12 protein-coding genes and 3 tRNA genes are annotated in these 13726 nt (G+C 50.5%); 2 read left to right on the forward strand and 13 right to left on the reverse strand.

Annotated features, from left to right (window positions below):
• Window positions 1-190 precede the first annotated feature (190 nt).
• The 10 genes from EHSB41UT_RS23905 to EHSB41UT_RS23950 all read right to left on the reverse strand — a co-directional run bounded on the left by EHSB41UT_RS23905 (window position 191) and on the right by EHSB41UT_RS23950 (window position 9070).
• The gene (locus EHSB41UT_RS23905; RefSeq protein WP_087113395.1) at window positions 191-1021 is read right to left on the reverse strand and encodes a Stp1/IreP family PP2C-type Ser/Thr phosphatase; all 831 of its coding nucleotides are present in this window, start codon (window positions 1019-1021) and stop codon (window positions 191-193) included.
• Window positions 1022-1120: 99 nt separating this feature from the next.
• The gene (locus EHSB41UT_RS23910) at window positions 1121-1585 is read right to left on the reverse strand and encodes a hypothetical protein (protein WP_087113396.1); all 465 of its coding nucleotides are present in this window, start codon (window positions 1583-1585) and stop codon (window positions 1121-1123) included.
• Window positions 1586-1944: 359 nt separating this feature from the next.
• Window positions 1945-2035 (reverse strand) — tRNA-Ser (locus EHSB41UT_RS23915).
• 96 nt (window positions 2036-2131) lie between these two features.
• A tRNA-Arg gene (locus EHSB41UT_RS23920) sits at window positions 2132-2208 on the reverse strand.
• A gap of 48 nt (window positions 2209-2256) precedes the next feature.
• Window positions 2257-2347, reverse strand: a tRNA-Ser gene (locus tag EHSB41UT_RS23925).
• A 154-nt stretch (window positions 2348-2501) separates the two neighbouring features.
• Complete coding sequence (gene csrA, locus EHSB41UT_RS23930) at window positions 2502-2741, reverse strand: carbon storage regulator CsrA (protein WP_087113397.1); 240 nt, start codon at window positions 2739-2741, stop codon at window positions 2502-2504.
• 420 nt (window positions 2742-3161) lie between these two features.
• Window positions 3162-4400 (reverse strand): aspartate kinase, encoded by a 1239-nt coding sequence (locus EHSB41UT_RS23935; protein ID WP_087113398.1) that lies wholly within the window; start codon window positions 4398-4400, stop codon window positions 3162-3164.
• Between the two features lie 205 nt (window positions 4401-4605).
• The gene (gene alaS / locus EHSB41UT_RS23940; RefSeq protein WP_087113399.1) at window positions 4606-7227 is read right to left on the reverse strand and encodes an alanine--tRNA ligase; all 2622 of its coding nucleotides are present in this window, start codon (window positions 7225-7227) and stop codon (window positions 4606-4608) included.
• A 211-nt stretch (window positions 7228-7438) separates the two neighbouring features.
• Window positions 7439-8305, reverse strand: coding sequence for an NAD(P)-dependent oxidoreductase (locus EHSB41UT_RS23945; protein ID WP_087113400.1), 867 nt, complete (start codon window positions 8303-8305; stop codon window positions 7439-7441).
• A 42-nt stretch (window positions 8306-8347) separates the two neighbouring features.
• A complete protein-coding gene (locus EHSB41UT_RS23950; protein WP_165767396.1) occupies window positions 8348-9070 on the reverse strand; it encodes a tRNA-uridine aminocarboxypropyltransferase in 723 nt (240 codons plus the stop codon).
• Window positions 9071-9166: 96 nt separating this feature from the next.
• On the opposite strand from EHSB41UT_RS23950, the gene EHSB41UT_RS23955 reads away from it, so the two are divergent.
• Window positions 9167-11011: a hypothetical protein gene (locus EHSB41UT_RS23955; protein WP_165767397.1), complete on the forward strand. Its 1845-nt coding sequence runs from the start codon at window positions 9167-9169 to the stop codon at window positions 11009-11011.
• A gap of 39 nt (window positions 11012-11050) precedes the next feature.
• Window positions 11051-12358 (forward strand): MFS transporter, encoded by a 1308-nt coding sequence (locus EHSB41UT_RS23960; protein WP_133060654.1) that lies wholly within the window; start codon window positions 11051-11053, stop codon window positions 12356-12358.
• Here EHSB41UT_RS23960 and mltC read toward each other — a convergent pair.
• From mltC to EHSB41UT_RS23975, 3 genes are all read right to left on the reverse strand, one after another.
• Window positions 12355-13485 carry a membrane-bound lytic murein transglycosylase MltC gene (gene mltC, locus EHSB41UT_RS23965; RefSeq protein ID WP_087113404.1) on the reverse strand — a complete coding sequence of 377 codons (1131 nt, stop codon included), beginning with the start codon at window positions 13483-13485 and terminating at the stop codon, window positions 12355-12357. The two genes, EHSB41UT_RS23960 and mltC, sit on opposite strands and share 4 nt — an antisense overlap.
• Complete coding sequence (locus EHSB41UT_RS25075) at window positions 13440-13541, reverse strand: twin-arginine translocation signal domain-containing protein (protein WP_087113405.1); 102 nt, start codon at window positions 13539-13541, stop codon at window positions 13440-13442. Before EHSB41UT_RS25075 ends, mltC begins: the two co-directional genes overlap by 46 nt.
• 89 nt (window positions 13542-13630) lie before the next feature.
• The coding region (locus tag EHSB41UT_RS23975; protein WP_165767133.1) for an IS3 family transposase at window positions 13631-13726 on the reverse strand (96 nt) is incomplete at its 5' end.

A 13726-nucleotide genomic window follows, 5' to 3' on the forward strand; every position in this document is an offset into this window, starting at 1 on the left:
CGAGCTGATGTGATGATATTCCATCATCTATGTATTCGCTGGCAATGATACGTTTCAGCTCTGGGCTGTATTTGGACATAAAAGTAACCCCCAATAATTGGGTGTCCAACTATTGGGGGTCACTTCATTAACCGGCCTTTTTCTTTGCAGATAATTCAATCAACAAATAAGCCTATACCCCTGAGACACTTTACAGCGAATAAGGTACGGTTTTATCTTCCTGACGAATAGTACTGTTAACCGCCACCGCTTCCCGTTGATATTCTGCGATAGCTACAGTGATATTATCCTTACCACCCTGTGCATTGGATTCATCAATAAACCGATAACAACATTCCAATGCAGGCCGGTGGGTAGCCAACATAAACTCGATACCATCATTGCTGAAGTATTCCGTCATACCATCAGAACAGAGTAATAACAGGCAATTCTCATCAAGATTAAATTCAGAAATAACAGGGTCAACCTGTTGATGAACACCAACCGCCTTGGTTAATTGATTACGGACTTTGCTGGTGCGGGCATCTTCTTCGGTTAATGAACCACTATCAATCATCTGTTGAACTACTGAATGATCCCGGGTGAGCTGATTCAAGCCATTATTAATTGTCCACATATAGGCGCGAGAATCGCCTACATGACCAACAATCAGCATCGATTCCCATACAATAGCTACAACAACTGTTGTGCCCATCTGCCGGAAAAGAGGCTGGGCAGTCTTACAATCCAAAATGGCCTGATTGGCATCCTTGATAGCTTGCAGAAGTTCAGATTTAAGGATTAATGGTTTCTGGTGCGGTGTGCAGGTGGCAAAGGTTTTGGTCTGAATAAAGTGAAGACGCTGGGAGATCTTCTCTATCGCCAACCGGCTGGCTGTCGCTCCACCGTGGTAGCCGCCCATACCATCCGCAACGATGATAAAGGAAAATGCGGCATGGCTATCACCACTGAAGTAGATAGCATCTTCATTTTCATCACGCTTACGCCCGATGTCGCTCTTACCATCAATGGCTATATGCATTTGGAATTATTCTTGTATCCATACGACTAATACATATTACCTTCTGGAGGCAGAAAAACCTATGCGAAATTTATTTCTAATAACTGTGTACTTGGATAGTCATAACTTGCCGCCGCAGTTTTCTATGTGAGGTAAATCCACAAACTTCTGATAAATAAGATAACGAAGACCGCCAATATTCACTTCATAAAACAACTTATCTGAGCCACCACCGATACTTCTCTCAAGAAAGCTGGAATGTCTAAAGTAGGCATCACCAGAAAAGATTATCTCAACTTCATTGGATAGGCGCTTATCATAGCTGTTCAACTTCCCTGGAGAGACAAAGCCATCAAGACCATTATCACTTAGCAAGCTAGCATCAGTAGAGTCACTTTCAGGTTCAAAATGGTTAGCAAACAACTCACCACGCCGCGCTAGACTCTGGAGAGTATCGCTTGAAATAGCGAACCCTTCATAGCATTGTTCAATACGTTCCATAGAAGGATTTAAAACATTGGAAAGGCCAAGAGTCAGAAGCACCACACTGATAAACGAGAGAGTCCATTTAATAATTTTTTTCATAGGCAGACGTATTATTAAAAATTAACAGGTACTTCTACCACACCTCAGCATATCGCTCTCAAGTTCGATCTTCCAGTCACATTAACTCCTAGCCAATACATCAAGCACGATCATAACGGTATTTATATTCGTGCTCTCGGCCAACTTAAAATTAAAGGGCTAGTGCACCCTATAAGGCACTATTTGACTCTAAAAGTTAGAGTGGACGGCTGCAATATCAGCACTCAATACTAATTTTTTCCCTAGCACAGAAATACGAAGGGACAAGAGGCACCTGTAAGCAGGAAACCCAAAAGTGTAGAAACAAAAAAGCCCGCACAGAAAACTGTGCGGGCTTTGATCTTTCAGCTTTAGCTATATGGCGGTGAGGGAGGGATTCGAACCCTCGATACCGGATTAGGGTATACTCCCTTAGCAGGGGAGCGCCTTCGGCCACTCGGCCACCTCACCAGGATCTTAATGGTAACCCATTAGCGACTCAGCTCACACCTGAAACAATACACATTTCAGGCATGAAAAACCCGCTTTTACAGAGCGGGTTTAAGATGGCGCATCCGGGAGGATTCGAACCTCCGACCGCTCGGTTCGTAGCCGAGTACTCTATCCAGCTGAGCTACGGATGCGCAATGTCTTCGCGTCATTCACCTTCCAGTGAAGCCATTAAGAATTAATGGCGGTGAGGGAGGGATTCGAACCCTCGATACCGGATTAGGGTATACTCCCTTAGCAGGGGAGCGCCTTCGGCCACTCGGCCACCTCACCGCGGAGACGGGGCGTATATTAACAGATTCGTTCCGTTTGCATAGTCCTTTTTGAGCACTTTTACTGAGCGTTTTGCAGAACAGGACGCGCTAACCTCCATTTTTCCTCTGTTTATATTCAGGAACGAAAACAAGAGGTTAGCGAAAGAGGGGAATTAGTACGGACCGTTACCTTCTTCAACTTCAGTGGCCCACTGCTGCTGATCTGAGAAGTCGTCAGAATCACCTTCGCGTTCCTTCTGGATGCGCTGGTAGATTTCCTCACGATGAACCGCGACTTCCTTAGGCGCATTTACGCCGATACGAACCTGGTTCCCTTTCACCCCCAGAACTGTCACGGTGACTTCATCACCGATCATCAGGGTTTCACCAACTCGGCGTGTCAGAATGAGCATTACTGTCTCCTTGTTCCTTAACCCATAAACAATGACCGTTATCGATAACAGTACCCGGCACCCCTCATGGGAAAAAAACCGTTCTTACTGTATGCCGGTTTATTGTTGCGAAGCCTAAACATAATACAGCAGCCGAGATTGGCAATTCCGGAGCTATATAAAGTTACTCATCAGGCAACAAGCTACGTCATCCGTTCCCAATTCCGCCGCCACTTCCACTCACGAGGCTGTTAATTATGCAGAGAAAGAACATCTGACTATTGCTTTACGGTCTATTGCTCTCAGGCATTGCCACTGCTGACTCTGACGCGTGCGTCAGCCACACTGACAATACCGTTCTCCCCTTTCACCGCACAAATTCCATCGATGAAAGAAAAGTCTTGTGCCCTGCAGGCTAGCCAGCCCGCACGGCGTTAATCATTATTCGGCTTTTACGCTTTGCCCCTGATCCAGCTCGAAGGTCGAGTGCAGGGTGCGAACAGCCAGCTCAAGATACTTCTCCTGGATCACGACGGACACTTTTATCTCAGACGTGGAAATGATCTGGATATTAATGCCTTCTGCTGCCAGCGCTTCAAACATCTTGGTTGCCACACCCGCATGGGAGCGCATACCAACGCCGACAATAGAGACCTTGGCTATTTTGTTATCGCCATCGAATTCCCTTGCATCCAGATCTTTGCAGGTCTGGCCCACAATTTCCAGAGCACGCTGGTAATCATTACGATGCACGGTAAACGTAAAATCGGTGGTCTGGTCAGCAGAAACATTCTGGACAATCATGTCCACTTCGATATTGGCACGGCTGACAGGGCCCAGTATGCGGGACGCAACACCAGGGATATCGGGAACCCCTTTAATGGTCAGCTTGGCTTCATCACGGTTAAAGGCGATACCTGATACGACAGGCTGTTCCATCTGATTCGGCTCCTCAAGTGTTATCAGTGTTCCCGGTCCATCCTGGAAGCTGTGCAGCACTCGCAGGGTGACATTATATTTGCCGGCAAATTCCACAGAGCGGATCTGCAGGACCTTGGAACCCAGGCTGGCCATCTCCAGCATTTCTTCAAAGGTAATTTTTTCCAGTCGGCGCGCGCCTTCCACAACCCGGGGATCGGTGGTGTACACACCATCCACATCCGTATAGATCTGACATTCGTCCGCAGTCAGAGCCGCAGCCAGAGCCACAGCCGTGGTATCGGATCCGCCACGACCCAGCGTGGTGATACGACCATGATCATCAATACCCTGAAAGCCTGCAGCAACAACAACCCGGCCTTCGGCCAGATCCTTGCGCATGGCATCGGTATCAATTTCCTGAATACGAGCTTTGTTATGGTGACTGTCAGTGCGGATAGCTATCTGCCAGCCGGTATAAGAGCGTGCGGCACAACCAAGATTTTCCAGCGCCATGGACAACAGGGCAATGGTCACCTGCTCGCCGGTAGACAGAATAACATCCAGCTCTTCCGGTTTGGGCTGTTGCTGCATCTCGTTGGCCAGACCCAACAGGCGGTTGGTCTCGCCAGACATGGCTGAAACCACTACAACGATATCGTGCCCTTCACTGCGGAAGCGCTTGATCTTTTTGGCAATCTCCTGGATGCGCTCCACGCTGCCAACGGATGTTCCACCAAACTTCTGTACTATCAGCGCCATGTCGTTCTTGCTTTTTATTACTGTTCGGGGCGAATGTATCAAATCAACACACAAAGCGACAGTTTTCACTTACTGACAGCTTTTCGGCGGCCTCTCGACGGCTTATCAATCGGAAGCACCGGTGTGATTTGTCCCTGTTATTGTCGTTCCTGTTTTGCTCGGGGTGCCGCCGATAAAAAACCGGGACACCCTGAACCACTACCGCTTAAACCCGCTCAGCCAGCCAGACTTCAACAGAAGCCAGTGCCGCTGGCAGAGCGGCAGCATCGGTACCGCCCCCCTGCGCAAAGTCAGGACGGCCACCACCTTTACCACCCACCTGCTCGGCCACCATCTTCAGCAGATCGCCTGCCTTAACCTTGCCAGTCAGATCATTGGTTACACCAGCCGCCAGCGTGATCTTGCCATCCACTTCCGTGGCCAGCATCACCACACCGGAGCCCAGCTTCTGCTTGAGCTGATCAACCAGATCACGGATAGACTTCGGATCAACGCCATCCAGCTTGGTAGACAGCAGTTTCACACCATTTACGTCAACCGCACTACTAGCCATGTCAGAACCAGCGGCACTCGCCAGCTTCTGCTTGAGCTGCTGAATCTCTTTCTCCAGCTCACGGTTACGGGCGACCAGACCTTTGACCTTGTCGATCACGTTGTCGCGGTTACCCTTTACCAGATCACCGACTTCCTGCAGACGGTTGTCATTCTCGGCCAGCCAGTCCTGAGCCGCCTGACCGGTAATCGCTTCAATACGGCGTACGCCGGCAGCAATACCGCCTTCGCTGACGATCACGAATTGGCCGATATCACCGGTGCGCTCGACGTGGGTACCGCCACACAGTTCAACGGAGAAGCCTTCGGTTCCCATGCTCAGTACGCGCACGGAATCACCATACTTCTCACCGAACAGCATCATCGCGCCCATATTGGCGGCGGTGTCCATATCGGTAACATGGGTGCCGACTTCGGTGTTGGCTCGAATCTGCTCATTCACCATCTGCTCTACGGCTTTAATCTCGGCATCAGTCATGCCTTCGCCGTGGGAGAAGTCGAAACGCAGACGATCGCTGTTCACCAGAGAGCCTTTCTGCTGCACGTGCTCACCCAGAACACGGCGCAGAGCTTCGTGGGCCAGGTGGGTCGCGGAGTGGTTGCGGGCGGTGTCGGTACGCTTGTCCGCATCAACCACGGCAGATACTTCTTCACCCACCTTGAGGGAACCGGAGATCACTTCACCAGTGTGCAGGTGGTTACCGCTTTCTTTTTTGGTATCCAGTACCCGGAACTCGCCAGAAACGGTTTTCAGAATACCGGTATCACCCGCCTGACCACCGGACTCGGCGTAGAACGGGGTCTTCTCAAGCACAATCACAGCTTTGGTGCCGGCAGTGATGGCATCAACAGCTTCACCACCCACAAACAGGCCCTTGATGGCGTCGCTGTCGTTGACGTTACCAAAGTAGCCAGTAAATTCGGTTTCACCGTCCAGCTGCAGACCTTTGCTGCTGTAATCAGCACCAAAGTTGCTGGCGGCACGAGCACGCTCACGCTGCTCTTCCATACATTTCTCGTAACCTTCCTCATCAATAGTCAGGTCACGCTCACGGGCGATATCCGCAGTCAGGTCAACCGGGAAGCCGTAGGTATCGTACAGGGTGAATACGGTTTTGCCTGGAATCACCTTGCCTTGCAGCGCAGCGATATCGTCTTCCAGAATCTTCATACCCTTATCCAGGGTACGGGCGAACTGCTCTTCTTCTTTCTTCAGAGCCGCCATCACCTTATTAGCATCGATAATGTTGGCCGCATCGCCCATGGCTTCGATCAGAGCCGGTACCAGCTTGTAGAAGAATGCGTCATTAGCACCCAGCTTGTGACCGTGACGGCAGGCGCGACGAATAATACGACGCAGGGTATAACCACGTCCGTCGTTGGATGGAATCACACCATCGGCAATCAGGAACGCGGACGAACGGATATGGTCAGCAATAACCCGCAGGGAGCTTTCTGTAGTAGCAACGCCGCCCAGCAGTTCGCTGGCAGCATTCAGGATATGCTGGAACAGGTCGATTTCGTAGTTGCTGTGAACACCCTGAACAACGGCGGCAATACGCTCCAGACCCATGCCAGTATCTACGGAAGGCTTTGGCAGCGGTTCCATAGTGCCGTCGGCATGACGGTTGTACTGCATAAATACGTTGTTCCAGATCTCGATCCAGCGGTCACCGTCTTCTTCCGGTGTACCAGGGCGGCCGCCCCAGATATGTTCGCCGTGATCGTAGAAAATCTCGGAGCAAGGACCACACGGGCCGGTATCGCCCATGGTCCAGAAGTTATCGGACGCGTAAGGTGCACCCTTGTTATCACCAATGCGTATAATATCTTCCGCAGGCACACCCATCTCTTTGTTCCAGATCTCAAAGGCTTCATCATCATTTTCATAGATGGTGACGCACAGGCGCTCTTTTGGCAGCTGCAGTACTTCGGTCAGGAAGGTCCAGGCAAAGGTAATAGCTTCACGCTTGAAGTAGTCACCAAAGCTGAAGTTACCCAGCATTTCAAAGAAGGTGTGGTGACGGGCGGTGTAACCGACGTTTTCCAGATCGTTATGCTTACCACCGGCACGCACACAACGCTGAGCAGTGGCTGCACGGGTGTAGTCACGCTTTTCGCGGCCCAGGAACAGATCCTTGAACTGGTTCATCCCCGCGTTGGTGAACAGCAGGGTCGGATCATCGTGAGGCACCAGGGAACTGCTTTCCACAATCGCGTGGCCCTGACTTTCAAAATACTTCAGAAACGCGGTACGTAACTCGGAACTCTTCATATCACCATCAAGCTCTTTTTAGCCTCAACCGACAATCCGGTAGACAGCAGGAAAAGGGTTATCCATAAAAAAGGCGGAATTGAAACATTATATATAGATGAGCCGGGGCTGTAAGCTGCCGACAGCGGTAATTATACCGGCTTACAGGGGGAATTACGGTGTTTATTCGACCACCCTCGAAAAAAGATGGTCGAACACCGCAAAAAACATTTTATTTAAGGCGGGTTAACAGGCTGGAAGTATCCCAACGGCTGCCACCCTGTTTCTGCACATCGCTGTAAAACTGATCGACCATAGCAGTAACAGGCAACGAGGCACCATTGCGGCGGGCCTCATCCAGAACGATACCCAGATCCTTACGCATCCAGTCCACCGCAAAGCCGTGCTCATACTCACCGGCCAGCATGGTTTTAGAACGGTTTTCCATCTGCCAGGATTGCGCAGCCCCTTTGGAAATCACCTCCACAACAGCCTCTGCATCCAAGCCGGCCTTTTGTGCAAAGTGTAGACCTTCGGAGAGAGCCTGCACCAAACCGCCGATACAGATCTGGTTCACCATTTTGGTCAACTGACCGGCGCCACTTTCACCCAGACGCTTCACCGACCGGGCATAGCTTTGCATCACCGGCTCCGCAGTATCGTAGATAGCAGCATCACCGCCCACCATCACGGTCAGCACACCATTTTCAGCGCCAGCCTGACCACCGGATACCGGCGCATCCAGAAAGCCCAAACCTTGCTCTTTAGCGATGGCATAGAGTTCCCGTGCAACTTCTGCAGAAGCTGTCGTGTGATCTACGAACACCGCTCCCGCTTTCATACCGGCAAAAGCCCCCTGCTCACCGAGGCAGACGGAACGCAGATCATTGTCATTGCCTACACAGGCCATTACGAAGTCGGCTTCTTTGGCCGCTTCAGCCGGTGTTAACGCCAACTCACCACCATACTGGTCGACCCATGCCTGCGCTTTGCTGGCAGTACGGTTATAAACAATCACCTCATAACCGGCTTTAACCAGATGCCCGGCCATGGGGTAACCCATAACGCCTAATCCGAGAAATGCGATACGCTGTGCCATTGTTATTCCTTATCCCTATGGGCGATTGATCAATACTGCTGACTATTCTGACCGATAGCGGTGCAAACGCGCTACGGCTTCTGTATCCGGGCAGGGTATGGATTGACGTGCAGCAAGATAACGATCATTGAACACATCGAAGTAATCACTTACAAAACCCGCTGCGTCATTCAACCCCAGCCAGCGAAGACACTCGGCACCCACTTCAGCAGTACACAAATGGTTTTCTTTTTGCGCCCGCCGTAACCGATAGCGGGAGGGCGTATCGGGATTAATACCCAGCACTGGCAGGTTGTGCAGATAAGAACTGTGGTTATACATCTTCCGGGATTGCTGCCAGGTGGAATCCAGCAAGATAAACACCGGCTCCCGCCCTTCGCTCTGCGCCTGCTGCACGGTTGCCTGATCAACAATGGGATTTAAAGGTGCCATGGCCTGCGGATAAACCAGAACTGGATAACGATCCTTACGCGCGAGCAGATGGAGCAGGCGGAAGTCCGGCTCCGGCCGCTGCCAGATTGTACGACCGCCGCCCACACTGTTAAGCAACAGTCGTCCGGTATTCGTCGGTTTGTACTGTTCGTTGTGGTGCATCAACAACCAGAACGAGGCAGGCACATCCAACTGCGGGGTGACATCACAGATACAGGCCGCCGCTGGCATCAAACAGACCGTGCACCGGCTGATCTTGGCACCCTTGGCCAGAAATGGACGGCGATGGGGGAATTCTGGAGCCAACAAAGTCAGAGGTTCACCTTGAGTCATAATAAAGCTGTATTCTAGGGTCTGTACTATAACCTTGTCTCCAAGTGCAGTTTGCCGGTAACCGTTTCCGTCTAAAACAGAATCAAGGCAGTACAGATGGGGGAATCTGTGAATAAGCGACATGTGATCGTTTTCGCTTCGTTTTATGCATTCTTGCTACTTTTGTCGACTCCCTATCCTACTTACGCTTGGCCACCCAAACTAGAGCACGGCACCATCAGCACTTATTACATACCCGGGTTTTCAGCGGCACATATTGACAACGCCCTGCCTGGGCTTGACCTCAGAACAATACCGTCCATAGCGCCAACCCTGCCCGCAATATGTACAGAAACCCAGTGCAGAAAACATGAATACGCCAACCATATCGAAAGCCGTTATTTACCAGTTGCAGCAGTCTGGCAGGTTAAACCTGAAGGCTCCGGAAGCCTTCTGACTCACCCCATATACAGCGCCCTGACAGCAGCCCGCATAGACATTCCCTGGAGCATGGCTGCTTATCTGACCGAAACAGCACTGCCCGCATACCTTGCCCGACACTATATTCGTGATAACGCTCACATCTATAGAGCATCCATGAACAATCCCGAGCAGATAAAGATTTCTGTTTTACAGGACAGTGATAACGCTCACCTGATACGCATCCAGATGTTACCCGCAGGTCCGGCCTTCTATATTGGAAGCGCACTTGGAAAAGACGCGGATAGTCAGGACAACACTCTCAGCCTTTCTGTGGCTCTCTTCCCTGTATTACAAGATGAGAAAACTGAACACATTGACGTTTATGTATCGACGATTCACAGGCACTGGCAACTGTTGGAAAAACTCCCCAATCAACTCACCCAAAAAAACTACATCCGGCTTTATGGTGCACTGCAAATGCCTGCCGCACTTATGCAGGATTACAAAAACATAAAGCAGATAACTACCAGCACTACCACTCTGGATCAAAACACCTATCGTCAGCTGCTGTTGTTTCTGTGCCGCATGGAACGACACGCTGCCTCACTGAACGCTTCCGATTATTCACGCTGGATGGACACACTGCTGGAGCAGGGTGACATAGTGCCGGACCCATACCCGGACTGGTGCCCATCGCCCTCTTCCGCGACATTCCCACTGTTATTCCAAGACGATAATCATGAAGATATGGATGAACAATTAGCTATTCAGCTCAAACAAGCGGCAGAACTGACTGAAACCGAGATAACCACCCCCATTGCATCGCCGCTTCTTACAGGTAATCACCTACTTCAGTTTCAAGGGAGTTCCTCTCAACCACATGGTTTTCTGATGAAATCCCCCCTACCCAATCAGCGATACCGACGCCCATCTGAGCCTGACAACACAGTATGGTACGACCCGGAAGAATTAAATTTTGTTCATTTCTCTCACAATATCAATGCAGCACTGGCCAAGATTCCCCGATTTCAGGGAACGTTCCATATTGAGGTAAAAGGCCACCCCTCTTCCAGACACAACATGGCCAGTGTAGTAACGGGTGGACATGTGGATTACAGCTACGCCGAACATTTTGACTACCCGTCAAAATATTCTTTTACTGCTCAACTGGATGATGCCGAAATCAAAAACAGAGCCATCGTCAGGCTTGTATTTTCTTCACTGGATGCGTTCAAACGACTTCTCCAGAAAGAGACAACAATCTACCAACTACTTTCAGAAGAACTGCTCACCGTTGAACATAAAGATCACATGAATCCCCCTATATGGGATGATCATCTGCAGCCTTTTGTTGTCAATGAGGTACAAACTATTTTGAAAAACACTCATTCAGAAATCAGCCGTCTCTCTCACGATATACTCTTTAGCCGTTATTACTCTTTTATAACTCTGTTTCCCGATAACAACGGCACCCCTGATCTGAACACGCGCTTGCTCCAGTATCCCATGACTCACACTCCGCGTGGTCGAACCCTGTAACGCAGCCCTCCCCCATTGGCGCAGGTTTAATATCCTGTAGTGAGTATTCGCTGTCTACACTCTCTAGCATCTGTCTGGCGGGCTGTATCTGACTATATCGTTATGAAGCGCTTTGTCTCCCCTTTGCTGGGACTGTCTATCTTTTCCGTGGCTAGCGGCTATCTGATCACACTGATTCCATTGCGTATTAATGAAGCCAATGCCAGCCAGGTTATGGCCGGCTATCTGGGTGGCATCTATTATTTCGGTCTGCTGGCAGGTTCTTTCCGGGCCGAGAAAACTGTGCTGCGAATTGGTCACATTCGTTCTTTTGCTGCCTTTATGGCACTGCTTTGCGCTTCCACCCTGAGCCTTGCCCTGCTGGATTCCATGTATGCCTGGTTAATACTGCGCTTCCTGAACGGCATTGCCATCGCCGGGATTTTTGTGGTGGTGGAATCCTGGCTGCTGTGTGAAAGCGACCAAAGTAACCGTGGTCGCATATTGGCGTTCTATATGGTGTCGCTTTACGGTTCCAACGCGATCGGACAACTCTTAGTGGGTACTTACCCAGCCGACAGTCTGCTGCCTTTTGTTTTGATTGGCGCAATATTCTCTCTGTCCATACTGCCTCCGGCCATGACCAAACTGCCCACTCCGGAGTTGGCCGATTCCTCCTCCCTGAGCCTGCGAGAGCTGGCCAGACTCACACCTTCCGGACTGATTGGCTGCGTATCGGGCGGTATGATTCTGGGAGCACTCTATTCACTGCTACCCATCCTGCTGTTGAAACAGTCTGGTGATCAGAAAACCGTTGGGCAGTTGATGGCGATTGTTATGGTCGGGGGCATGTTGCTGCAGTATCCGGTCGGGCTGTTCTCAGACATTGTTGACCGCCGCAAGGTGCTGGTTGTGATAAGTCTCGCGGGAGCCAGCTGCTGCTTTGCCTTTGCCACCCTGTCCAGCAGCCCGTGGCTGGATATCGTGTTGCTGTTCCTTATTGGTGGCACAACCTTTACTGTGTACCCCATCGCCATCAGTCATGGCTGTGACCATCTCCGGCCCGAGAAGATTGTGGCAGGCACCCAAGGGCTATTGCTTGGTTACAGTGCTGGAGCTTGCATCGGTCCCATTCTCGGCGGCTACTTTATGCACCAGATGAGCAGTGGGTTGATGATTTATTTCACCGTTATGATGGGAGCAACTGGCCTGTTCTTTCTGGCACGCATTCCCTTCCGCCCGATTATCTACTCTTCAGACGAGCAACCCTTTGTACCGGTGCCACGCACCTCTCCTGTGATTGCCCAGATCGACCCCCGTTCGGAGGTCGATCTGGAAGATACAGACGACAATGCTACTTCGGTCTAGGCATTACCGTTGCGGAAATCCTTTTCGGCGGTGGTGACCTTTTCGAGATAACGACGGGATTCATCCCGCGGATGTTTTTTGGTCAGCGCCCAGTACACCTGTGAAGGACTGAGCTTATTGATCGCATCCACAGCGCGCTTGCGATCCGAATGGAAGGTTTTCATCACATTACCGGCACCGCCGTTATAGGCCGAGATAATGGCATAACGCTTAGACAACGGATCACGAATATCTTTTAAATACACAGTTTCAAGGATATGCAGATAAGCCGTGCCGGTATCAATATTATTCCATGGCTGGAACAGATACTCCCGGGTTGGTTGGCCACTGCGCTTCTTGATGCGCTGAAACACATCCTTACCGGCCGTCGAAGGAATAATCTGCATCAGGCCATAAGCGTTCGATGGGCTGACAGCATAAGGGTTAAAGTGACTTTCGGTGCGCATCACCGCATAAATCAGGCTCTCATCAATCCGGTATTTTTGCGCATGGGTCTGCACAATACTGGCGTACTGATACTGACGCTGCTCCATATAGTTTTTGGTCAGTTCAAAATCGACTCCAACCACCTGCCCCCTATCTGTCCGGCGGCGGAAGGATTGGTTCTCAATCAGATAATCGGCATAACGACCAGCGCGCCACTCCCAGCGGATGGGTTGGCCATCATGGTCCAGCACCTGCTTGTAGAGCATCGGCTCTTCACCAAACACCACATCCCTGGCACTGAATACATCAACGTTTTTCTGATCTTCCGGGGTTAACAACACCCGGATAATAGCGTTGCGTAAATCCCCCTGATCCAGGGTTTCCACATGCACTCTACCGCGTTCAAAATCTACGAACACGCGAGTCTTATAACGGTTGGAATATTTTACGTACTCACTGCGGCTGGCGATCTTGCGATCTCCCCAGAACTTTTCTGTTTCTTTGGCTAGTACATTGATCAGGGCTTCAAAGGCAATTTCATCAAAAGGCTGATTGGTATGCTGGCCAACTACCTTTTTGATGGCATAGCGTGCCGCCGCATCCACTGCCGGGTTACGGTCATACACATCAACATTGTTTGAGGCACATCCGGTGATCACCAGACTGATAAGGAAAACCGACCAGTAGCGCAGGCTCCGCATAAACGACAACATCCCTGTAAAAAGTCTCTTCTCTGGTTTTTATAACGAAACTGCATCACCTATTGCAATGGTTGGTATCACAGTTCACGCAGGCATTAAAAAAGCGCAGCTGTTTGAAGTGACCCCATAAAGTTGGACACTTTGGTTAAGCGGCTTGCAAGGCCTGACTTCGGCACTCCGCCGGCGTCAGGCCTTTTAGTTTCACCTTGATACGTCGCGTATTGTAATACGTGATGTATTC

Source organism: Parendozoicomonas haliclonae, assembly GCF_900174585.1.
Lineage (GTDB): Bacteria > Pseudomonadota > Gammaproteobacteria > Pseudomonadales > Endozoicomonadaceae > Sansalvadorimonas > Sansalvadorimonas haliclonae.

Coding starts and splice junctions, on each gene's coding strand:
- EHSB41UT_RS23910 (WP_087113396.1), bottom strand. CDS start 1,585: ATGAAAAAAATTATTAAATGGACTCTCTCGTTTATCAGTGTGGTGCTT.
- EHSB41UT_RS23905 (WP_087113395.1), bottom strand. CDS start 1,021: ATGCATATAGCCATTGATGGTAAGAGCGACATCGGGCGTAAGCGTGAT.
- EHSB41UT_RS23945 (WP_087113400.1), bottom strand. CDS start 8,305: ATGGCACAGCGTATCGCATTTCTCGGATTAGGCGTTATGGGTTACCCC.
- csrA (WP_087113397.1), bottom strand. CDS start 2,741: ATGCTCATTCTGACACGCCGAGTTGGTGAAACCCTGATGATCGGTGAT.
- EHSB41UT_RS25075 (WP_087113405.1), bottom strand. CDS start 13,541: ATGCAGTTTCGTTATAAAAACCAGAGAAGAGACTTTTTACAGGGATGT.
- EHSB41UT_RS23950 (WP_165767396.1), bottom strand. CDS start 9,070: ATGACTCAAGGTGAACCTCTGACTTTGTTGGCTCCAGAATTCCCCCAT.
- mltC (WP_087113404.1), bottom strand. CDS start 13,485: ATGCGGAGCCTGCGCTACTGGTCGGTTTTCCTTATCAGTCTGGTGATC.
- alaS (WP_087113399.1), bottom strand. CDS start 7,227: ATGAAGAGTTCCGAGTTACGTACCGCGTTTCTGAAGTATTTTGAAAGT.
- EHSB41UT_RS23935 (WP_087113398.1), bottom strand. CDS start 4,400: ATGGCGCTGATAGTACAGAAGTTTGGTGGAACATCCGTTGGCAGCGTG.
- EHSB41UT_RS23955 (WP_165767397.1), top strand. CDS start 9,167: ATGGGGGAATCTGTGAATAAGCGACATGTGATCGTTTTCGCTTCGTTT.